The 19,939-nt window shown below is 74.4% G+C and carries 20 protein-coding genes and 1 tRNA gene; 8 read left to right on the forward strand and 13 right to left on the reverse strand.

What is annotated here, in order from left to right; all coding sequences use genetic code 11:
- Nucleotides 1-219 precede the first annotated feature (219 nt).
- From AB0K37_RS29965 to AB0K37_RS29975, 3 genes are all read left to right on the forward strand, one after another.
- Complete coding sequence (locus AB0K37_RS29965) at nucleotides 220-1,029, forward strand: ABC transporter ATP-binding protein (protein WP_363986679.1); 810 nt, start codon at nucleotides 220-222, stop codon at nucleotides 1,027-1,029.
- Nucleotides 1,030-1,109: 80 nt separating this feature from the next.
- Entirely contained in the window at nucleotides 1,110-2,579 is a 1,470-nt protein-coding gene (locus AB0K37_RS29970; RefSeq protein ID WP_363986681.1) for an MFS transporter, read from the forward strand.
- Complete coding sequence (locus AB0K37_RS29975) at nucleotides 2,576-3,016, forward strand: MarR family transcriptional regulator (RefSeq protein WP_345174558.1); 441 nt, start codon at nucleotides 2,576-2,578, stop codon at nucleotides 3,014-3,016. Before AB0K37_RS29970 ends, AB0K37_RS29975 begins: the two co-directional genes overlap by 4 nt.
- A 31-nt stretch (nucleotides 3,017-3,047) precedes the next feature.
- Here the strand turns inward: AB0K37_RS29975 and AB0K37_RS29980 are convergent, their stop codons facing one another.
- Genes AB0K37_RS29980 through AB0K37_RS30000 form a run of 5 tightly spaced genes read right to left on the reverse strand, consistent with a single transcriptional unit; the run spans nucleotide 3,048 to nucleotide 7,923 of the window.
- The gene (locus tag AB0K37_RS29980; protein ID WP_363986683.1) at nucleotides 3,048-4,328 is read right to left on the reverse strand and encodes an ABC transporter substrate-binding protein; all 1,281 of its coding nucleotides are present in this window, start codon (nucleotides 4,326-4,328) and stop codon (nucleotides 3,048-3,050) included.
- Complete coding sequence (locus AB0K37_RS29985; protein WP_363986685.1) at nucleotides 4,325-5,425, reverse strand: branched-chain amino acid ABC transporter permease; 1,101 nt, start codon at nucleotides 5,423-5,425, stop codon at nucleotides 4,325-4,327. The genes AB0K37_RS29980 and AB0K37_RS29985 overlap by 4 nt, the downstream gene beginning before the upstream one ends.
- A complete protein-coding gene (locus tag AB0K37_RS29990) occupies nucleotides 5,418-6,308 on the reverse strand; it encodes a branched-chain amino acid ABC transporter permease (protein ID WP_363986687.1) in 891 nt (296 codons plus the stop codon). Before AB0K37_RS29990 ends, AB0K37_RS29985 begins: the two co-directional genes overlap by 8 nt.
- Nucleotides 6,305-7,126: an ABC transporter ATP-binding protein gene (locus AB0K37_RS29995; protein ID WP_363986689.1), complete on the reverse strand. Its 822-nt coding sequence runs from the start codon at nucleotides 7,124-7,126 to the stop codon at nucleotides 6,305-6,307. Before AB0K37_RS29995 ends, AB0K37_RS29990 begins: the two co-directional genes overlap by 4 nt.
- Entirely contained in the window at nucleotides 7,123-7,923 is an 801-nt protein-coding gene (locus AB0K37_RS30000) for an ABC transporter ATP-binding protein (protein WP_363986690.1), read from the reverse strand. The genes AB0K37_RS29995 and AB0K37_RS30000 overlap by 4 nt, the downstream gene beginning before the upstream one ends.
- A gap of 183 nt (nucleotides 7,924-8,106) precedes the next feature.
- Between AB0K37_RS30000 and AB0K37_RS30005 the strand changes: the two genes are divergently transcribed.
- A complete protein-coding gene (locus AB0K37_RS30005; RefSeq protein ID WP_363986692.1) occupies nucleotides 8,107-8,847 on the forward strand; it encodes a hypothetical protein in 741 nt (246 codons plus the stop codon).
- On the opposite strand, the gene AB0K37_RS30010 is transcribed toward AB0K37_RS30005, so the two are convergent.
- A complete protein-coding gene (locus AB0K37_RS30010; protein WP_141577257.1) occupies nucleotides 8,840-9,130 on the reverse strand; it encodes an MTH1187 family thiamine-binding protein in 291 nt (96 codons plus the stop codon). The two genes, AB0K37_RS30005 and AB0K37_RS30010, sit on opposite strands and share 8 nt — an antisense overlap.
- Before the next feature lie 15 nt (nucleotides 9,131-9,145).
- Nucleotides 9,146-9,538, reverse strand: coding sequence for a hypothetical protein (locus AB0K37_RS30015; protein ID WP_185023356.1), 393 nt, complete (start codon nucleotides 9,536-9,538; stop codon nucleotides 9,146-9,148).
- A 63-nt stretch (nucleotides 9,539-9,601) separates the two neighbouring features.
- On the opposite strand from AB0K37_RS30015, the gene AB0K37_RS30020 reads away from it, so the two are divergent.
- Complete coding sequence (locus AB0K37_RS30020; protein ID WP_363986694.1) at nucleotides 9,602-10,375, forward strand: enoyl-CoA hydratase-related protein; 774 nt, start codon at nucleotides 9,602-9,604, stop codon at nucleotides 10,373-10,375.
- A gap of 39 nt (nucleotides 10,376-10,414) precedes the next feature.
- Here the strand turns inward: AB0K37_RS30020 and AB0K37_RS30025 are convergent.
- A tRNA-Ile gene (locus AB0K37_RS30025) sits at nucleotides 10,415-10,488 on the reverse strand.
- Between the two features lie 184 nt (nucleotides 10,489-10,672).
- Here AB0K37_RS30025 and AB0K37_RS30030 point away from each other — a divergent pair.
- The 3 genes from AB0K37_RS30030 to AB0K37_RS30040 are packed head-to-tail and all read left to right on the forward strand — an operon-like array spanning nucleotide 10,673 to nucleotide 13,777.
- Nucleotides 10,673-11,356: an LppX_LprAFG lipoprotein gene (locus AB0K37_RS30030; RefSeq protein WP_363986696.1), complete on the forward strand. Its 684-nt coding sequence runs from the start codon at nucleotides 10,673-10,675 to the stop codon at nucleotides 11,354-11,356.
- Entirely contained in the window at nucleotides 11,353-13,122 is a 1,770-nt protein-coding gene (locus AB0K37_RS30035; RefSeq protein WP_363986697.1) for an MFS transporter, read from the forward strand. The genes AB0K37_RS30030 and AB0K37_RS30035 overlap by 4 nt, the downstream gene beginning before the upstream one ends.
- A gap of 43 nt (nucleotides 13,123-13,165) precedes the next feature.
- Nucleotides 13,166-13,777 carry a hypothetical protein gene (locus AB0K37_RS30040; RefSeq protein WP_363986699.1) on the forward strand — a complete coding sequence of 204 codons (612 nt, stop codon included), beginning with the start codon at nucleotides 13,166-13,168 and terminating at the stop codon, nucleotides 13,775-13,777.
- Nucleotides 13,778-13,796: 19 nt separating this feature from the next.
- Here AB0K37_RS30040 and AB0K37_RS30045 read toward each other — a convergent pair whose 3' ends face one another.
- Genes AB0K37_RS30045 through AB0K37_RS30065 form a run of 5 tightly spaced genes read right to left on the reverse strand, consistent with a single transcriptional unit; the run spans nucleotide 13,797 to nucleotide 19,821 of the window.
- Complete coding sequence (locus AB0K37_RS30045) at nucleotides 13,797-14,501, reverse strand: 3-keto-5-aminohexanoate cleavage protein (protein ID WP_363986701.1); 705 nt, start codon at nucleotides 14,499-14,501, stop codon at nucleotides 13,797-13,799.
- 24 nt (nucleotides 14,502-14,525) lie between these two features.
- Nucleotides 14,526-16,493, reverse strand: a complete 1,968-nt coding sequence (locus tag AB0K37_RS30050) for a hypothetical protein (RefSeq protein ID WP_363986703.1) — start codon at nucleotides 16,491-16,493, stop codon at nucleotides 14,526-14,528.
- 43 nt (nucleotides 16,494-16,536) lie between these two features.
- Entirely contained in the window at nucleotides 16,537-17,805 is a 1,269-nt protein-coding gene (locus AB0K37_RS30055; protein WP_363986705.1) for an adenylosuccinate synthetase, read from the reverse strand.
- A 3-nt stretch (nucleotides 17,806-17,808) separates the two neighbouring features.
- A complete protein-coding gene (locus AB0K37_RS30060) occupies nucleotides 17,809-18,780 on the reverse strand; it encodes a hypothetical protein (protein ID WP_363986707.1) in 972 nt (323 codons plus the stop codon).
- A 12-nt stretch (nucleotides 18,781-18,792) separates the two neighbouring features.
- Complete coding sequence (locus tag AB0K37_RS30065; protein WP_363986708.1) at nucleotides 18,793-19,821, reverse strand: molecular chaperone DnaJ; 1,029 nt, start codon at nucleotides 19,819-19,821, stop codon at nucleotides 18,793-18,795.
- Nucleotides 19,822-19,939: the final 118 nt, after the last annotated feature.

Here is a 19,939-nt window from a genome sequence, read left to right on the forward strand (position 1 = left end):
GTCCCCGACATCGCCGCCGAGGGCGCGCCCCGCCGCGTGCGCGCCAACGTGGAGGCGCCCGGCCTGATCCACACTGTGTTGGGCCGCGGCGGCCGCCGACTGGGCGGCGCAGCGCGGCTTCCCCGGCCACCAGCTTCCGGTCGGCGTGGTGACCGGGCTGCTCGGGGGCGGGTACCTGGTCTGGCTCCTCGTGACCGAACGCAAGACGGGACGGATGTGATGAAGGACGCGACCGCGCGGCTCGCCGGTGCCGGGCTCACCCTGGCCTACGACAAGCGCACCATCGCCGAGGACCTCGACGTGGCGGTCCCGGAGGGCTCGTTCACGGTGATCGTGGGGCCGAACGCGTGCGGCAAGTCGACGCTGCTGCGCGCGCTGGCGCGGATCCTCAGGCCCGCCGCCGGGACGGTCGTGCTGGACGGCCGCCCCATCGCCGACTGGCCCGCCAAGAAGCTGGCGCGGACGCTCGGGCTGCTGCCGCAGTCGTCCATCGCGCCGGAGGGGATCACGGTCGCCGACCTGGTCTCGCGCGGCCGGTACCCGCACCAGAGCCTGCTGCGGCAGTGGTCCAGGGAGGACGAGCGGGTCGTCGCCGAGTCGATGGCCGCGACCGGCGTCGGGGACCTCGCCGACCGGCATGTGGACGAGCTGTCGGGCGGCCAGCGGCAGCGGGTCTGGATCGCCATGGTGCTCGCCCAGCAGACGCCGCTGCTGCTGCTGGACGAGCCGACGACCTACCTGGACATCGCGCACCAGATCGAGGTGCTCGACCTGTGCGCGCGGCTGCACGAGGAGGGCCGGACGGTCGTCGCCGTCCTGCATGACCTCAATCACGCCGCCCGCTACGCCACGCACATGATCGCGATGCGGGACGGCCGGATCGCGGCGGAGGGCGACCCGTCCGCCGTCGTCACCGCCGACCTGGTGGAGCAGGTGTTCCGGCTGCCGTGCCGGGTGATCGACTGCCCGGAGACCGGGACCCCGCTGGTCGTCCCGGCGGCCCGCGCCCGCATCGCCGCCCCGCGCTAGCGCCCGCCGCCCGGGCGGAGGCACGCCCGGAATCGTTGTAGCCTCATAATGGTTGTAGGGCTATAACGATTGGAGGCGGCGTGCCCGAACTCAGTCCCCGGCGCCGGCTGGCGGTGCTGGCCATCTGCTGCCTGAGCCTGCTCATCGTCAGCCTGGACAACACGATCCTCAACGTCGCGCTCCCGTCGCTCCAGCGCGACTTCCACAGCTCGCTGTCGGGCCTTCAGTGGACGATCGACGCGTACCTGATCGTCCTGGCGTCCCTGCTGCTGCTGTCCGGCTCGACCGCCGACCGGATCGGGCGGCGCCGCGTGTTCCAGACGGGGCTCGCGCTCTTCTCCGTCGGGTCGGTGCTGTGCAGCCTCGCGCCGTCGCTCGGCCTGCTCGTCGCCGCCCGGGTGGTGCAGGCGGTCGGCGGGTCGATGCTCAACCCGGTCGCGATGTCGATCATCACGAACGTGTTCACCGGGCCGCGCGAGCGGGCCCGCGCCATCGGCGTCTGGGGCGCCGTCGTCGGGCTCAGCATGGCGATGGGACCGCTGGTCGGCGGAGTGCTGGTCGACTCGGTCGGCTGGCGTTCGATCTTCTGGTTGAACGTGCCGATCGGGCTCGCCGCGCTGGTGCTGACCGCGCTGTTCGTCCCCGAGTCGCGCGCCCCGCGCCCCCGCCGCCCCGATCCGCTCGGCCAGGCGTTCATGATCCTGCTGCTCGGGACGCTGACCTACGCGATCATCGAGGCGCCCGGCCGCGGCCTGGCCGACCCCGCCGTCTACGGCGCCGCGATCGTCGCCGCGGCGGCCCTCGCCGGGTTCGTCGTCCACGCGCTGCGCACCCCCGAGCCGCTGATCGACCTGCGCTTCTTCCGCAGCGTCCCGTTCTCGGGCGCGACCGTCATCGCGGTCAGCGGGTTCGCCGCGCTCGGCGGATTCCTCTTCCTCAACACCCTCTACCTGCAGAACGTGCGCGGGCTGTCGGCGCTGCACGCGGGGCTGTTCCTGCTGCCGATGGCGGCGATGACCGCCGCGTCCGCCCCGCTGTCGGGACGGCTCGTCGGCGGCCGCGGCCCGCGGCTCCCGCTCCAGATCGCGGGTGCGGCGATGCTCGCCAGCGGCCTGCTGTTCGCCGCGTTCGACGCCGAGACCCGCGACGTCACGCTGTTCGCCGCGTACGTGCTGTTCGGTCTCGGGTTCGGCATGCTGAACTCGCCGATCACGAACACCGCCGTGTCGGGGATACCGCGCGCCCAGGCGGGCGTCGCCGCGGCGGTCGCCTCCACCAGCCGGCAGATCGGGCAGGCGCTCGGCGTCGCGGTGATCGGCGCCGTGCTCGCCGCCGGGACGTCCGCGGCGCACCCCGCCTCGGACGCCTTCGTGTCGGCCGCCCGACCGGCATACTGGATCCTCGCCGGATGCGCCGGCGCCGTCCTGGTGCTGGGCACGGCCACCACGGGCCGGCGGGCCGCCCGCAGCGCGGCGCGCACGGCCGGCCTGTTCGGCGGCGACGAGCCGGCGCCGGACGCACGCGATGTGACGGGAGCGAGTGCGCGATGACCGAGCCCGCAGTCCAGCACGCCGACGCCGCCGCGCGGGCGTGGCACAACCTGCGGGTCCTGCTGCACGAGCGGGGCGACCGGCGCCGTGAGGTCACCGACGCGCTCGGCATGAGCTTCTTCCGGGTCAAGGCGCTGCGGTACGTCGCCGCGGCGAGCGCGCCGCTGACGCTGCGCGACCTCGCCGAGAGGCTGCTCACCGACCGCCCCTACGTCACCCTGGTGGTGGACGACCTGGTCGGGCGGGGCCTGGTCGAGCGGACCGAGAACCCCGCCGACCGCCGATCCAAGATCGTGACCGCGACGGCGGCGGGGCGGGCCGCCGCGGCCGAGGCCGAGCGGATCCTGGACACCCCGCCGCCGTCGCTCTACGACCTCCCGGCCGAGGACCTCGCGGTCCTCGACCGGGTCGCGGCGCGCCTGGTCTCCGAAGGCTGACCGCGGGCCGGGGCGTGCGTCCCGGCGATCCTCAGGCCCCGGCGGGAACCTTGTACTTCCCGGCCGCCTCCGACTCCATGGGCTGCCGCTCGACGACCAGCCCGCCGAGCGCCTTGGCGTCCGTCCGCAGGATGTAGGTCTTGCGGGTTCCGGGCTCGTCCACCTTGGAGAAGTCCATCGGCGTGCCGTAGCCGCCGTCGTGGGCGGTGGTGGAGCGGTGCGCGGTGATCAGCCCCTCGCGGGTGAGGTCCTTGGCCGCGCACGCCTTCTTCAGCGCGTCCGCGAAGATGACCGCGCCCGTGTACCCGTTGACGACGGCGCTGTCGCGCGGCTGCCCCGGGTACTTCTTCCCGTAGTCGTCCGCCAGCTTCCTGATCGGCGCCAGGTCGGACGAGACGGGCGCGCCGGCGCTGGCGAGGTAGAAGTCCTTCAGCAGCGCGGGCGCGGCCGCGGTCCGCAGGAGCTGCGGGGAGAACCCGGAGTTGCTCGCCACGATCGGCGCCGTCATGCCCTTGGCGCGGGCGAGGCCCGCCAGCGACGCCCCCTGCCGGGGCCCGGCGCTCATCAGGATCGCCTTGACGCCCGCGCTCTTCAGCGCCGCGACCTGGGCGGACATGTCGTTGTCGGTCGCCTTGATCTTCTGTTCGACGAGCGTCAGGCCGAGCTCGCCCGCCGCGTACTTCGCTCCGGCGAGCGCGCTCTCGCCGTAGTCGCCCTCGAAGTACACGTGCCCGACCTTGTCGCCCCTGGCGATGCCCTTCTCCCGGGTGAGGAAGTCCAGGGCGTTGATCATGTCGATGTCGTAGGTGGTGCCGGTGACCTGGATGTACCTGCTGCCGAGCAGCGTCGTCGACCAGGCGTTCGGGATGACGAACATCTTGTCGGCCGTGATGCGGCCCTTCAGCGCCGTCACCATCGGCGAGCCGACGAACTGGGCGATGCCGATGACGCTCGACTGCATCTCGCTGTACCCGGCGACGGCCTTCTGCACGTCGTAGCCGTGGTCGCGGACGACCAGCTCGACCTTGCGCCCGCAGACGCCGCCCTGGGCGTTCAGCTGCTCGAAGTACATCCGCTGCGCCTGGGTGAGGCTCTTGCCGAGCGGCGCGTACACGCCGGTCAGGTCGGTCTCGACGCCGACGCGGATCGTGCCGTCGGTGACGCCCGGCCCGGTCTTCACACCGTCCGAACCGGTGCCGCCGGACCCGCCGGACGCCTTGCCGCTGCAGCCCGACGCCATGCCCAGCGGCAGCGCCACGGCCAGCGCCGCCGCGGCGAGGCGCGCCGCGCCGAACCTGGGGATGCGCTTCATATCGCTTGCTCCTCTTGCTCGAATCGGGTGAGGGGACGGGAGGCCCGGCGCCGGGACGCGGCGGTGCGCAGCCGCGCCCACGCCCCGGTCAGGCCGCCGGGGAGGAAGAGCACGACGGCGACGACGGCGGCGCCGTACAGGATCCGGGCGGCCTCGGCGGGGGAGACGCCGCCCGAGCCCGGCGCGGCGACGAGCGGCAGGTCGTCGCCGAAGCGGGTGAGGAGCTGGGGCAGGACGGAGACGAACACCGCGCCCGCGACGGCCCCGGCCGCGGTGCCGAGCCCGCCGATGACGATCATGGCGAGGTAGTCCAGGGACAGGAACATGCCGAAGTAGTCGGGCACGGTCCGCCGGAACGCCAGCGCGAGCAGCGCCCCGGCCGCGCCCGCGTACATCGACGACAGCACGAACACGCCGGCCCGGTAGCGGGCCACCGGGACGCCCATGACCGCCGCCGCGACCTCGTGGTCGCGGACGGTGTTGAGGGCCCGCCCGGGCCGTCCGCGCAGGATGCCGCGCGCGATCCACACGGCCGGGACCAGCAGCGCGACGGCGAGGAACCACAGCCGCTCCAGCGCGCCGAGCGGGACGGCGAACACCACCAGTTCGGGGGCGTCGTCGAAGCGGAACCCGGCGATCTCCAGCGGCGGGACGTCCCGCCCGTTGAACCCGCCGGTGACGCTCTCGGCGTTGAACAGCAGGTGCTGCCCGATGAAGATCAGCGCGAGGGACGCGATGCCGAGGTAGGTGCCGCGCAGCCGTCCCGCGATGGGGCTGAACAGCCCGCCCGCGACGCCCGCGAGCAGGATCGCGCCGAGGAACGCCAGCGGGGTCGGCAGCCCGAGGCCCGCGAGCCGCGGCCCGGAGCCGGACGCCAGGTAGACGTACCCGTACGCGCCGACCGCGAGGAAGAAGGCGTGCCCCATCGACAGCTGCCCGGTGGCGCCGGTCAGCAGGTTCAGGCCGATGGCGCCGACCGCCGCCGACATCGCGAACAGGCCCGTCTGCAGCCAGAACGCGTCGAGGTAGAACGGCAGGGCCAGCAGGACGAGGGTGGACGCGGCGGCGGCCGCGAACCGGATCCGGGCGTCAGACACGCGACAGCTCCCTCGTCCCGAACAGCCCGGCGGGGCGCACCAGCAGCACCGCGAGCATCACCAGGAACGGCGCCACGTCGCCGATGCCGCGCCCGAGGAACGCCAGCTCGCCCTGGTACCCCGTCACCAGCGACTCGGTGAGCCCCACGGCGAGGCCGCCGACGAGCGCGCCCGTCGTGGAGTCGAGGCCGCCGAGGATCGCGGCCGGGAACGCCTTCATCGCCGCGAACGAGGTGGCGCGGTCGAGGCCGGGGGTGGGGAACACGGTCAGGAACAGCGCCGCCACCGCCGCGAGCGCCCCCGCGATCGCCCACGCGGCGAGCGACACGCGGCCCAGCCGGACGCCCATGAGCGCGGCCGTCTCGCCGTCCTCGGCCGCCGCCCGCATCGCCACGCCCCAGGGCGTGAGGCGGAACGCCAGCAGGAACGCGGTGATCAGGACGGCCGCGGTCGCGAACGCGGCGATCCGCGTCTGCGCGACGCCGACGCCCGCGACCTCGACCATCCGGTCGCCCCACGGGTCGCCGAGCGACAGCACCCGGGTGCCGATCTCCCGCGTCAGCGCTGTGGTCAGCACGATGTCGACGCCGATCGTGACGATCGCCAGCACGGACCGGTCCTCCACCCGGGCGCGCCGGAGCACCAGCAGCTCCACCAGGGCGCCCGCGGCGGCCGCCGCCGCGACGCCCGCGCCGAGCGCCGGCAGGAAACCGATGTCGTCGTGCAGCACCGCCGTCACGTAGCCGCCCGCCAGCAGCAGCGAGGCGTGCGCGAAGTTGACCACCTCGGTGGCCCTGAAAATGATCACGAAGCCGAGGGCGATCAGCGCGTACACCGACCCCGCCGAGACCCCGTTGACCACCAGCTCGATGAACGTGCTCAAGGATTTCCCTCCGATTCGGGGGCGCCCGCGGGCGCGTGCGCGGCGCCGAGGTAGGCGCGGATCACGGCCGGGTCGCGCTGCACCGCCGCGGGCGCGCCGCCCGCGATGCGCCTGCCGAAGTCCAGGACGGTGACCTCGTCGGCCAGCCGCATGACCATCCCCATGTCGTGCTCGACCAGCAGGACCGAGAGGCCGAGGTCGGCGCGGGCGCGGAAGATGACCTCGGCCATCCGCCGCCGCTCCGCGCCGTTCATCCCGGCCACCGGCTCGTCCAGGAGCAGCAGCCGGGGCTCCATCGCGAGCGCGCGGGCCAGCTCGACCCGCTTGCGCACGCCGTAGGGCAGCAGCCCGACGGGCGCGTCCAGATGTTCGGCGACGCCGACGAACGCGGCGATGTCGCGGACCCGGACCCGGTGCCGCGCGTCCTCGCGGCGCGCCCGCGGCAGCCGCAGACCCGCCGAGACGAACCCCGCCCGGGTGAGGCGGTGCCGCCCGAGCATGAGGTTGTCCTCGACGGACAGGTGCCGCGACAGCGCGATGTTCTGGAACGTCCGGGCGACGCCGAGGCCCGCGATCCGGTGCGGCGGCAGCGCGGTCAGCTCCGCCCCGCCGAACCGCACGCTGCCCTCGCTCGCCCGGTAGACGCCGGACAGGACGTTGAAGCACGTCGACTTGCCCGCGCCGTTCGGCCCGATGAGCGCGTGGACGCTGCCGGGCGCGACGGCGAAGCCCACCCCGTCCAGCGCGGTCAGCCCCGCGAACCGCACCGTGAGCCCGCTGACGCGCAGCTCGCCCGCCTCCGCCTCGGCGCCGCTCATCCGGCGGACCACCGCTCCAGCGAGGGCCCGTCCCCGGCCTCGGGGGCCGCGGCGTCCGCGCCGCCGACGCCGAGGTAGCGGCGCCTGACCTCGTCGCTCGCCGCCAGCTCCGCCGACGGCCCGCGCAGCGTCACCGCGCCGACCTCCAGCACGTGCGCGGACGACGACAGCTCCAGCGCCAGCGCCGCGTTCTGCTCGATCAGCAGGATCGCCGTGCCCTGCAGGTTGATCTCCCGGACGGTCTCGGCGATGCGCTCGGCCATCATCGGCGCGAGCCCTAGCGTCGGCTCGTCCAGCAGCAGGACGGCCGGGCACGCCATGAGCGCCCGCCCGATCGCGAGCATCTGCTGCTCGCCGCCCGACAGCAGCCCCGCCCGCTGGCGCGCCCGCTCCGCCAGCAGCGGGAACAGCGCGAGCACCCGCGCGCGGGCCTTCGCGGCGTCGGACCTGCTCGGCGCGCCGAGCGCGCCCGCCCGCAGGTTCTCCTCGACGCTGAGCCGGCCGAACACCCGGCGGCCCTCCGGGACCTGCACGACCCCGGCCGCCACGACGGTGGCCGGGTGCAGGCCGACCAGGGACCGCTCGCCGAGCCTGACCGTGCCCGCGTCCACCGCGCCGCGGTGGAACGGCAGCGTGCCCGAGATCGCGCGGAGCAGGGTCGTCTTGCCGGCCCCGTTCGCGCCGAGGACGGCCGTCACCGATCCCGCCGGGACGTCCAGCGAGACCTCGCGCAGGGCCCGCACCGCCCGCCCGTAGCTCACCGACAGCCCGCGGACCGCGAGGGTCCCGTTCGCCATGCGCCCCTCCAGAAGTTCGTGTGACCGGCACCCCAGCACGGGGCCCCGACCTGCGTCCACGGGCCGCGGGCAAGACGGGGCGGGGGTCCAATCGAACGTCGTTCGGGTTGTGCGGGGAGCACAGTGCGGGCCCATTCGGGCGGGTGTTCGTCCTTCCGGGGGTCCGCGCGCGTATGACCCGTCATGAGGCACACGGCACGGAACCGTTCGCGGCGGCGCGCCGCCCTCGCCGGCGCGCTCGCGGTGGCCGCCGCGCTCACGGGCGCCTGCGAGTTCCACCCGGCGCCGGCGGGGCCCGGCGCCCGCCCCGCGGCGCAGGGCACCCGGGTCGCGTCCCGCGCACCCGCCCCGGCCGCGTTCGACGAGCGCGGGTTCCGGGAGGACGTCCGTTCCGCCGAGGCGCTCACCGACGACTTCTGGCGGCGGCATTGGGACCGCCTGTTCACGGGGGAGTACAGCTCACCGCGCGTCGTCGGCCTCTACAACGGCCGCGACCCGGCCTCAGCGCCGGTGTGCGGCCGCGAGCGCTTCGAACCCGACAACGCGGCCTACTGCCCGTCCGGGGACTTCGTCGCCTGGGACGCCCACCTGATGCGGTCGGGGTACGCGCGCGGCGACGCGTGGGTCTACCTCGTGATCTCCCACGAGTGGGGCCACGCCGTCCAGAACCGGCTCCGGCGCGGCCTGGTGTCGCCCGCCGCGGAGCTGCAGGCCGACTGCCTCGCGGGCGCCGCCCTCTACGGCTCGTCCGACGACGGCACGCTGCGGTTCGAGGACGGCGACGAGCAGGAGCTGGTGGACGCCTTCGCGGTCATCGGCGACCGGGCGCCCTGGACCAGGCCGGGCGACCACGGCTCGGCCGTCCAGCGCCTGCGCGCCTTCTCGCGCGGCGGCGAGAACGGCGTGCGGGCCTGCTTCACCTGAGGCGGCGCTCCACCGACTCGACCTTGGCGTCGAGGGCGCCGGTCACGCCGGGCCGGATGTCGGCCTTGACGACCAGGCTCACCCGCGGCGCCCGGGCCGCGACCGCGTCGGTGGCGGCCTTCACCACGGCCATCACCTCGTCCCACTCGCCCTCGATCGTGGTGAACATGGCGTCGGTCCGGTTGGGCAGGCCGCTCGCCCGCACCACCCGGACCGCCTCGGCGACGAGCTCGCCGACCTCCTCGCCCGCGCCGAGCGGGGTGACCGAGAACGCGACGAGCATCGCGCACCTCCGTGACTAGGGTTGGACGACCTGCCGTACCACGATCTCATCCAGCCGGCGCTCGACGACAACCCCCACCGGCCAGTCGCGCACGAGGCAGCGCAGCAGGGCCGCCTCGTGCTCGGCGAAGGAGGGGTCGCAGCCCTGCTGTTCGAGGCTGGAGCGGATGGCCAGGACGTAGTCGGCGTCGGTGAAGCCCGGGATCTCGCGGACCATCGCGGTGGTCGTGGCGCGATGGGAGTTGAGCCCGGCGAAGGAGCGGCCGCATCCGCAGCCGCCGTCGGGGTCGTCGCGGTCGCGGGCGCACACCGTCCCGATGTGGACCAGCTCGCCTTCGACGCACCAGTCGAAGTCGTTGCCGCGGAATCCCTGGCTGGAGTTGGTGGCGGTGAGAAGTTTCAAGGCCATGCCCCCCTCGGCTCGTGGACGCCGGACCACCGTACGACGAGGGTCTGACGTAACGTCGGGAACATGAGCGAAGACGACGACGTCCTGCTGCACCGCGACGGTCCCTTCACCACGATCACGATGAACCGGCCGCGCCGCCGCAACGCGCTCTCCCGAGCCTTCCTCCTCCGGCTCACCGAGGCGTTCCGGGACGTGGGGGACACCGACGCTCTCGGCGTGGTCCTCGCCGCCAACGGCCCGGTCTTCTCGGCCGGGCACGACTTCGCCGACATGGCCGGCGCGTCCCACGCCGACGCCCGCGACCTGCTGCGGGTCTGCACGGACCTGATGCGGACGATCCAGTCCGTCCCGCAGGTGGTGGTGGCCCGCGTGCACGGCCTCGCGACCGCCGCCGGCTGCCAGCTCGTGGCGAGCTGCGACCTGGCCGTCGCCGCGGAGAGCGCGGGCTTCGCCGCGCCCGGCGGCAAGGGCGGCTGGTTCTGCCACACGCCCCTGGTGGCGATCTCCCGGAACGTCGGCCGCAAGCGCGCCGCCGAGATGGCCCTCACCGGCGAGGTCGTCGACGCGGCCACGGCCGCCGAGTGGGGACTGATCAACTACGCGGTCCCCGACGACGAGCTCGACAAGGCCGTCGACGACCTCCTGCGGCGCGCCACCCAGGGCAGCCCGCGCAGCAAGGCACTCGGCAAGCAGGCCATGTACGCCCAGTTCGACCGCCCCGAACAGGACGCCTACGCCTACGCGATCGAGGTGATGGCCGCGTCCAGCCAGACCCCGGAGGCGCAGGAGGGCATGGCGGCGTTCCTGGACAAGCGCCGCCCGGACTGGCCCGCGTAGGGGGCTCGCTCCGCTCCGGGAACGGTGTGCCACTGTCGGTAGGGCGGGCGGGACTCGAACCCGCGACCGGGAGATTATGAGTCTCCTGCTCTGACCAGCTGAGCTACCGCCCCAGGCGTGTCCCCGGGCCGGCCGGGGCGTCGCCGGGTGCAATCTTAGCGGCGGGCGTTTCGCGAGGGCCACCGCGAACGCCGATGTCCCGAAACCGTACTGCCCGCGATGTCCTACCTGAGGGGGTGGGATGTCATACCTGGTACCGAGTGACGGGTGCCGGTACCCGTCGGTAGGGTCCCGCGTATGTCCAGACGCATCCTCGCTCTCGTGCCCGTCCTGCTCGCGCTGGTGTTCGCCGGCGCCTGCGACGGCGGGTCCGGCGGGCCCGCGAAGAAGGCCGACTTCGACGCCGCGCAGACGCTCCGCCAGGCCGCGCAGGCCATGGGGAGCCTCAAGAGCGTCGCGTTCACCCTGGAGTCGGAGGGCAGGACGCCGGTCATGGTGAAGGGCGGCGACATGAAGCTGCTCCGCAGCGGTGACGCCGAGGGGACGCTGGCGGTGGAGCAGCAGGGCCAGAAGGTCGAGATGAAGGTCGTCGCGGCCGGGGAGAGCATCTACCTGGACGCCGGGACCGGCGGCTGGCGCAAGCTGCCCAAGGGCCTCGCGGCGAGCGTGTACGACCCGTCGGCGGTGCTCGACCCGCAGCGGGGGATCGCGAAGCTGCTGACGTCGGCGCGGGAGCCGTCGCCCGAGGCGGTGGAGAAGGTGGACGGCAAGGAGGCCTACCGGGTGGCCGCGAAGCTCCCCAAGGACCAGGTCGCGGGCCTGATCCCCGGCATCGGCGAGGACATGGACGGCCAGGTGTGGGTGAGCAGGGCCGACCACCGGCTGCTGAAGGTGCGGGGGACGTTCCCGAAGGACCAGGGTTCGGTGACGATCAGGTTCACCGAGTTCGACGCTCCGTACAAGATCAGCGCGCCGCGGTGAGCGGGCGTCGCCGGGTCGCGATCGGCGCCGGCGGCGCGGTGGTGCTGCTCGCCGCGCTGGACGCCTACGTCGTCACGACGATCCTGGTGCCGGTGGTCAAGGACCTCGGGATCCCCGTGAACCGGCTGGAGCGGGTGACGCCGGTCCTGACCGGGTTCCTGCTGGGGTACGTGGCGGCGATGCCGCTGCTCGGGCAGTTGTCGGACCGGTTCGGGCGGCGGCCGGTGCTGCAGGCGTGCCTGGTGTTCTTCGCGGCCGGGTCCGTGGTGACGGCGCTGGCGCACGGCGTCCCGGTGCTGACGGCGGGCAGGGTCGTGCAGGGCGTCGCGGGCGGTGCGCTGCTGCCCGTGACGATGGCGCTGGCCGGTGACCTCTGGGAGGAGCGGCAGCGTCCGGTCGTGCTCGGCGCGGTGGGGGCCGCGCAGGAGCTGGGAAGCGTGCTGGGCCCCCTGTACGGGGCGGGGATCGCGGCGGCGCTCGACTGGCGGGCGATCTTCTGGATCAACCTGCCGCTTGTGGCGGCGGCGATGGTGGCCGTGCAGGTCGCGGTGCCGGGCGGGCGCGGGTCCGGCCCAGAGTTGAGCGAAGCGAACCGGGGGGTGTGGGGGGTCGTCCCCCCACAGAGTGCTCGGCTGAGCGAAGAGAACCGTGGGGTGCGGGGGGTCGTCCCCCCACAGAGTGCTCGGCTGAGCGAAGCGAACCGGGGGGTGCGGGGGGTCGTCCCCCCGCAGGAAGCGCGGCCGGGCGTGGACGTCGTGGGGGGCCTGCTGCTGGCCCTCGGGCTCGGCCTGCTGGTCGCCGCCGTCTACAACCCCGAACCGCAGGAGGCGGCCCTGCCTCCGTGGGGCCTGCCGGCGCTGGGCGCGGGCGCCGCCGTCCTGGCGGTGTTCGTGCTGTGGGAGATCAGGTCGCGGACGCGGCTGCTCGACCTGTCGGGCGTGCGGCGGGGGCCGCTGCTGGCGACGCTCGGCGTGAGCCTGCTGTCGGGCGCGGCGCTGATGGTGACGCTCGTGGACGTCGTGCTGGTCGCGCAGACCGTCCTGCACAAGGACGCGACGGACGGCGCGCTGCTGCTCACGCGGTTCCTCGTGGCGCTGCCCGTCGCGGCGGTGGCCGGCGGCCTGGTCGCCCGGCGGGTGGGGGAGCGGTGGCCGATGGCCGTGGGGATGGCGGTGTCCGCCGGCGGCTACCTGCTGATCGCCGGCTGGCCGGCCGATCTGGCGGGCGCGTCGTACGGCCCGCTGCCGAGAATGGACGTCGACCTCGTCGTGACGGGGCTCGGCCTCGGCCTGGTGATCGCGCCGGTGTCGTCGGCGGTGCTGGCGTTCGTCCCGGCCGCGCGGCACGGCGTCGCGTCCGCGGCCGTGGTCGTCGCGCGGATGATGGGGATGCTGCTCGGGATCTCCGCGCTCACCGCGTGGGGCTTCCACCGGTTCCACGCCCTCACGGCCGACCTGAAGCCGCCGCTGCCGTTCCTGATGTCCAAGGGCGAGTTCGCGAAGCAGATGAAGGTCTACGAGGCGGCCCTCCAGGACGCGCTGCGGACCGAATACCGGGAGATCTTCTGGATCACCGCCGGGATGTGCCTGCTCGGCGCGCTGCTCGCCCTGGCCGCCGGGGCGGGCCGAACCGCGCGCCCCGAGGTCCCGGCCGCCGGCCGGATTCGGTCCTCGGCCCCGCATAACGGCCCGGAAACGGGAGATGATTCGGCCACCGGTGATGTGCCGATCAACGAGCGCGGGAATATCCTGGGAAAAGATGGCTAAAGGCCTCTTGCCGGGATGGCATGCCCCGGGGAGGTGAACGCGGATGCGCAGGTCCGGCATCGGCCGAGGAGGCCCGCCGCTCACGCGGCTGCGCCGGCGCCTCGGCCTGGAGCACAGCGAGTTGCGCCGCCCGGTGGACCGCGTCCAGCGGCTGGTCGCTCTCGGCCTCCTGCTGCTGCTGCTCGGCGTCGCCCCGCCGCTCGCCGCATGGACCGCGTCCTTGTCCTACTCGGCGGGGACGCGCGCGGAGAACGCGGAGCGGGCCGACCGCCGGCAGGTCGTCGCCACGGTCACCTCGACCGGCGGCCTCGGCTCCTCCGGCGACCGCTACATCCATGAGACCGTCCAGGCCAGCTGGCCGGGCGCGGACGGCAGACCCCACGCCGGGTCCCTGCCCGCCTGGAAGGACGCCAAGGTCGGCGCGCACCGGACGATCTGGGTGGACCGGCAGAGCGAACCGACCGTCCGGCCCCGCCCGCACAGCCGCACCGTCACCGACGCGGTGTACGCGGCCGGCGCCACCGTGCTCGGCTGCGCGCTGCCCGTCCTGATCGCCTACGCCCTCGTCCGGCGGCGCTGCGACCGGCACCGCGACGAGCTGTGGGAGGCCGGCTGGGCGCGCCTGGACGCCGCGGGCCACAACCCGCGCTCCTGACGCCCGGGTCCGGAAGCGCCTACGGCATGAGGAGGGCGCGGGCCGTCTGGACGAGGACCGCGTTGTCGGCGGCGGGAGAGCCGTCGGGGAGTTCGAGGGTGTCCTCCAGCCCGATGCGGACGTCGAGGTTCAGCCTGACGGCGAGCCGCAGCACCGGCCACGCGCCGCCGTCCTCGCCGTGCAGCAGGATCGGGCGCGACAGGCGCGTGCCGAGGTCGTGCAGCAGCGCCTTGGCGGTGTCGGTCGCGGTCTCCGGGTCGGTGTCGGTGATCTCCGCGAGGATCCGCAGCACGTGGTGGGCGTGCGGCCAGCGGAGGAACCGCGCCGCCGCGTCGGTGCCGGAGAAGATCCCCGCCTCGATCGCGACGCCGCGTTCGAACAGCGCCTCGGCGACCAGTTCGGCGCCCTCCTCGTGGAAGTTCACCGAGGCGTGGTCGGGCAGGACGGTCCAGGAGCGCACCAGCGCGGCGCGCTCGACCGGGTCGGGCGCGGCCCAGGCGCCGGTGGTCACCCCGACGGGGATCGACGGGGTCGCGGCGCGGACGGCGGCGACGGTCTCGGCGACACGGGGCGCCGCGAGGGTGTCGGCGCCCGCGTCGTCCTTCGGATGCAGGTGGACGTCCTGGGCGCCCACGTCGGCCGCGGCGCGGACCGCCGCGGCGATCTCCTCCGGGGACGTCGGGACGCCCTCGGTCCGGCTTCCGTTGGGGCAGACCTGCAGCATGAACCCGATCATCTCAGGTCCGGATCAGGGCGTGATGACGCAGGGTCCCCCGCCGCACACGTCCACGACCTCGCCGGTGGTGAGGAAGGCCGCCTTCTGCCGGCGCGCGTCGGCGTTGCCGCGGGGGTCCGAGTGCGGGTCGCGTCCCTCGGTGGGGGGCGTGTTGGTGAGCGGCGGGACGGGGGAGCCGCTGTCCCAGACGACCATGGCGGAGCCGTCGTGGGACGCGCCGAACGTCGGGATGCCCCAGTAGGGCGCCTTGTCCGGGCTGCGGCCCGGGACGACGGTCGGCGCGTGGACGCGGGCGCCGATCGTGCGCGCCTCGACCTCGGCGGCGACCGGGGCGACCTGGTGGTCGCCGAACGCCACGTGCATCAGCACGCGGTGCTTCGGCGTGTCCGGCAGCGGGTCGTCGGTCATGTGCCAGGCGTACCCGTTGGCCTCGCCCCTGTCCCACAGCATCTGGATGAGTGCGAGGGCGATCTGCTGGTCCAGCTTGTCCGGGTAGAACAGGTCGAGGATCTTGGCGTACTGCGGGAAGTCGGCGCTGCGGTTGAGCAGCGTGCTGTAGTTCATCGCCGGGACGCCGAGGACGGCGCGGCGGACGTCGGGGGAGACCGCGGTGAGCGCGCCGCCCATGATGCCGCCCTGGCTGTTGCCGTCGTAGGTCAGCTCGGCGCCGGTGTCGATCAGGGGTGCGCCCGCGTCGTTCCGGAACGCCTTGTTCCCCGCGAACCCGCGGGTCATCGCGCGTCCGAGGAAGGTGAAGTTCACGAGGCTCTGCTGGAGGCGGTCGGCGACCGTCCGGAAGCGGGTGAGGTCGGCGAGCGCGGACACGACGTTCGGGACGTCCTCGTCCGCCATGCCGATCCACTTGGTCGCGCAGAACACGAAGCCGTGCTCGGCGGCCATCGCCTTGACGTTGCCCGCGTCGACCTCGCCCTCGCTGCCGAGCAGGCCGTGCCCGTAGAGGGCGGGGCGCGCGGGCCGGGTGAGCGCCGAGCGCGGGATCTCGCACTGGAACGGGACGGCCTGGGAGTTGCCCGGCAGTCGCGAGGGCATGCCGTCCGCGCCGCGGTGCAGGGCCGATCCGGGCAGCCCGCCGTACTGGTCGAGGTAGCTCGGCGCCCAGACGACCCCCTTCACCTCCCGGGCGATCTTGTCGTCCACGTCGTCGGCCACCTGCGTGACGAGGAACGAGGGGGAGCGGTCGCCGAGACCGCGCAGCGCGTCGTCGCGCATGCGGAGCACGGGCCCGGTGAGGCTCTGCCGGCTCGCGACGGTGAAGTCCCAGGCGAGGTACAGGCCGTCCTGGCTCACCCCGCGGGCCCGCAGCGCGGCGAGGACCCGCCTGCTGTCCCGCTGCCGCGCCGCGAGCGGGTCGGTCGCCGGCAGGTCGGGCCCGAGAATCTCGGCGAACGCGGCGTTCGGCCGGATCGGGTCTCCGGACGCGTCGCGCAGGTCGCGCAGCGCGACGGCGTAGCGGTGGCCCTCGCGGAAGTTGCGGGCCGGACGGACGATCAGCGCCCGGCGGTCGGCGGGCGCGTTCGCGTCCAGTTCGGCCCAGTAGGGCCAGCGCTCGCCGGTCGCGGTGTCGACGATGACGATCGGGGCGTCGTCGCGCAGCGAGGCGCCGATGTCGGTGACGGGCGCGGCGCCGGTGCGGGCCAGGTCGAGGCCGGGGACGCGGCTGAGCAGCATCGAGCCGGGGGAGAAGCCGTCGGCGCGGTTCCACTCGCCCGGCGACACGGGCACGCCGAGCGCGTTCTTCAGTGTCGTGCGCAGATGGACGCGGCGGCCGGTGGGCGTGCCGGCGTCGGCGACCGTGTAGTAGTCGTTCGGGAACGGCAGCAGGCACGCGGCCGGGTCGATCGGGTCGCAGCCGTCGCCGGCCTGCGCCGCGGCGGGCGGCGCGGCGGCCGGTCCGGTCAGCAGCGCGAGGGACGCGGCGAGCGCCGCGAATGCCGACAGGGTGCGCAGGGGGAGACGCAACGTCCACCTCCGGAAGAGCCGCGGCGTTAGCGGGATCTTGTTCTCAGCGCACGCTCAGGTCAATGGATGTCCGGAAGTGGTCAGCGCGCTTGTCGGTCGAGGTGGGGCCGTGGGAGCGCAGGACGACGGGCGCGCCCAGCGCGTCCTCGATCGTCTCCACCGGGTCGCCGAGCGGGGCGTACACCGGGCGCGCCGCCAGGAGGCGGCGGGTGAGGGCGGCCTGGCGGTCCAGGTCGGGCGGTCCCGTCTCCAGGCGCCCGACCCGGCCGCCGTCCATCTCGTAGGAGCGGCAGACGCGCAGGTCTGGACGTGCCCCCGCTACGTCCAGGTGGGTGACCGCCAGGCCGTCCACGCCGCCCGCCACCTCCAGCGCGTACCGGAGCGCCACGGCGTCGAGGTGGCCGACCCGGAACGCGCCCTGCCAGCGTCCCGTGCCGTTGTGCGGGTCGGGGAGGTCCGCGGTCAGCGCAGGGTCCTCGGTGACGAACGGTCCGGGGCCGTGGCGGGTCGCGTACGCGCGCAGCACCCCGAGCCGCGCCGCGGACGCGCCCGCCTCGGCCAGCAGGGTCTCGGCGTTGGCGAACGTCGTCGTCGACCACGTCGTGTACGGGTGGAAGCCGTGCCACTCGTCCAGCAGGACGCCCTGGGCGCCCTCGAACACCGCGTTCCCGGTGCGGAGCAGCGCGGGCAGGTGCCCGGGGCCGACGATCCGCACCCGTTCGGCGAACGCGGTGAACGCCTCGGCGCACGCGTCGGCGCCGGGGACGTCCTCGCCGCCGGGGAACGCGGTCCGGTACCAGTCGCGGACGGCGGCGAGCCGGCGCCGCAGCCGGGCGGGCGACAGGCAGTCGGCCGCCCGCGGCGCGTCGTCGTGCGCGAGGGCGTAGGACGCGGTCTCGCCGACGCCCATCCCGCACGACCCGTGCCGGGCCGCGCCGCGCGCCGACTCCCGCGCGCGGTTGGCGGCCCGGTGGTAGGGCGTCGTGAGCAGCGCGTCCCCGTCGACGGTGAGCCGGTCGAGCGCGTCGGGGACGCCCACCGCGCGCAGGTGGTCGGCCTCGGCCGCGAGCGCCAGCGGGTCGACGAGCATGAACCGCGACAGGTGCGTCAGGACTCCCGGCGTGAACGTGCCCGAGCCGAACTGGGCGAACGTGTGGTGCCGCCCGTCCGGCGCGACGACGTTGTGCGCGGCCTGCGCGCCGCCGTTGAACCGCACGACCACCGAGGGCGCACCGGTGCGGCAGAGGTGGTCGACGACCGTGCCCTTGCCCGCGTCCCCGAAGCCGAGGTCGACGACGATCACGTGGCCCATGGCTCAGAGCCGGGTCGTCGCGGACGGGCCTGAGGAGTCCAGGCCGGGCGGCGTGGAGGAGACCGCGACCGGCGCGCGGACCGCGTCCAGCCGGGCGAGCGCGCGCGACACCGAGGCGCCGGCGTCCGAGCCCGCCTCCGCGAGGTGCTCCAGCCCCTCGCCCAGGTCGATGGCGTCCTCGGCGAGCCCGATCGTCAGCGCGATCGTCTCGCAGACGGCGTCCAGGTCGTCCAGGTAGAGCACGTTCTGGCCGAGCAGCCCCTGCCAGAAGTCCTTCAGCTCCTGGTTGCCGGCGTGGTAGGCGCCCTCCGGGATGATGAAGTACACGTCGTACTTCGTCTGCAGCTCACGGACGAGCTTCGCGATGGGGACGTCCTCGTCCGGCTCGCCGCCGATCAGCGCGGCGATCTCGCGCCGCTTCGCCTTCGGGTAGGCCAGCTCGTCCCCGATCATGAACAGGTAGCCGCGCTTGCCGCGCTTGTCGAAGCAGTCGATCGCGGTGTGCCGCGCCATGAAGTACATGGCCAGCTCGTAGGACTCGCGCATCTGGCCGCCGCCCCCGCCTTCGAGCAGGATCCTGCCGAGGTCGTCGTCCATCCGGTTGTCGGCCTCGAACTGCCCGACCTGCAGCGGGGCCCGGTCGCAGGTCGCGTCGCCGACCGCGCCGAACAGGATGTGCGGGTGCTCGACGTACCCCTTGCGCAGCAGCAGCCCGAGCAGGTCGGGGAGCTTGGCCTGCAGCGTCCGCGGGACGGTCCCCATCGAGCCGGTCACGTCGAACAGCACGCCGATGGCGAGCGACTCGGGGTGGTCGGCGGAGTCCCGGCTCTCCCGGACGGTCACGCCGCGCGGGTCCAGGTCGGGGTGGACGGCGGTGGCACCGCCGTCGGAGTAGGCGAACGCGCTGGCGCCGGTGGACGCGCGGTAGCTCGCGCGCGCGGCGTAGACGTCGGTGGACCAGTTTCCGCTTCCCATGATCTCTCTCCTTCAGCGGGTGGCGGGCATGTGGAAGGGGCGGAAGCGGCGCGGGCCGTAGAGCCGCTCCAGCAGCTCGTCGAACTCGGCCAGCAGCCGCCAGGCGTCGGCGGGGCGCCGGTTCTGCGCCGGCAGCGTGCAGCCGCGCGCGAACGAGCGCATCGCCTTCGGGGCCTTGTCGCCCATCAGGCCGGTCATGCACCGGGCGGCCATGAAGATGTCGGTCGCCGGGCTCGCGGCCCGCCGTCCGGGCACCTCGGGCGGGTACCAGCCGGCGTACCGGTCGACCATCGCGGGGACGCGCCCCGAGGGGTCGGCGTGCGCGTGGCAGCCGGGGACGGAGTAGCACCAGTCGACCAGGACCAGGCCGTGCTCCTCCGGGTGGATCATCACGTGGTCGGGGAGCACCGCGCCGTGCAGGACGCCCGCGCGGTGCGCGAAGCCGAGGCCCGCGAGCAGCCGCCGCCACATCCAGGCGGCGTCGCGGGGGTCGACGCCGTCCGGGAAGGCGCGCCCGACCTCGGCGAGGCTGTGGAAGCCGTCCAGCGCGGCGATCACGTTGACCTGCCGCTGCGTCCCGGTGGCGGCGTCCCGGTGCCGGAACGACTCGACGAGCCGCGGCACGTAGGGCAGGAACCGGGCGTCGCCGTCCTTCGGAAGCTGCCGGAGCGCCACGGCCTCGCGTTCGAGCAGGTCGCCGTCGGCGGGGTCGCGCGGCATCTTCAGCAGCACCCCGCGGCCCGGCTCCGGGCGCGCCGCGTACAGCACCGCGAGGTCGCCGCCGATGGGGTCGCCCTCCAGCCGGTACGCGTGGCGGCGCGTGGTGATCAGCGTCTCGTCGCCGCGGTTGTAGGCGCGCCAGAGCGAGGTCAGCCTGACGAACGCCTCCTCGGTCCGGCCGCCGCCCGCGTCCGGGTGGACGAGCCGGGCCAGCCGCCGGTAGCGCCGCACCGCCTCCGCCTGGTCGTCACCGAACAGGTCGGCGGGAACGCGGGCCCGGTCGAGCCGCGCCAGCGCGTCCTCCAGTTCCACTTCGCTCATCTGTGTTCCTTGTGGGGGGTCGACCCCCCCCGACCCCCCCGACGACGCGGACCCGTGATTTGCAGGGAGGGGGGGGGACCCCCGCCCCCCCCCGCGCGCCGCGGGCCTCGGGTGCAGG

It is taken from the genome of Actinomadura sp. NPDC049753, from assembly GCF_040674655.1.
Lineage (GTDB): Bacteria > Actinomycetota > Actinomycetes > Streptosporangiales > Streptosporangiaceae > Spirillospora > Spirillospora verrucosospora.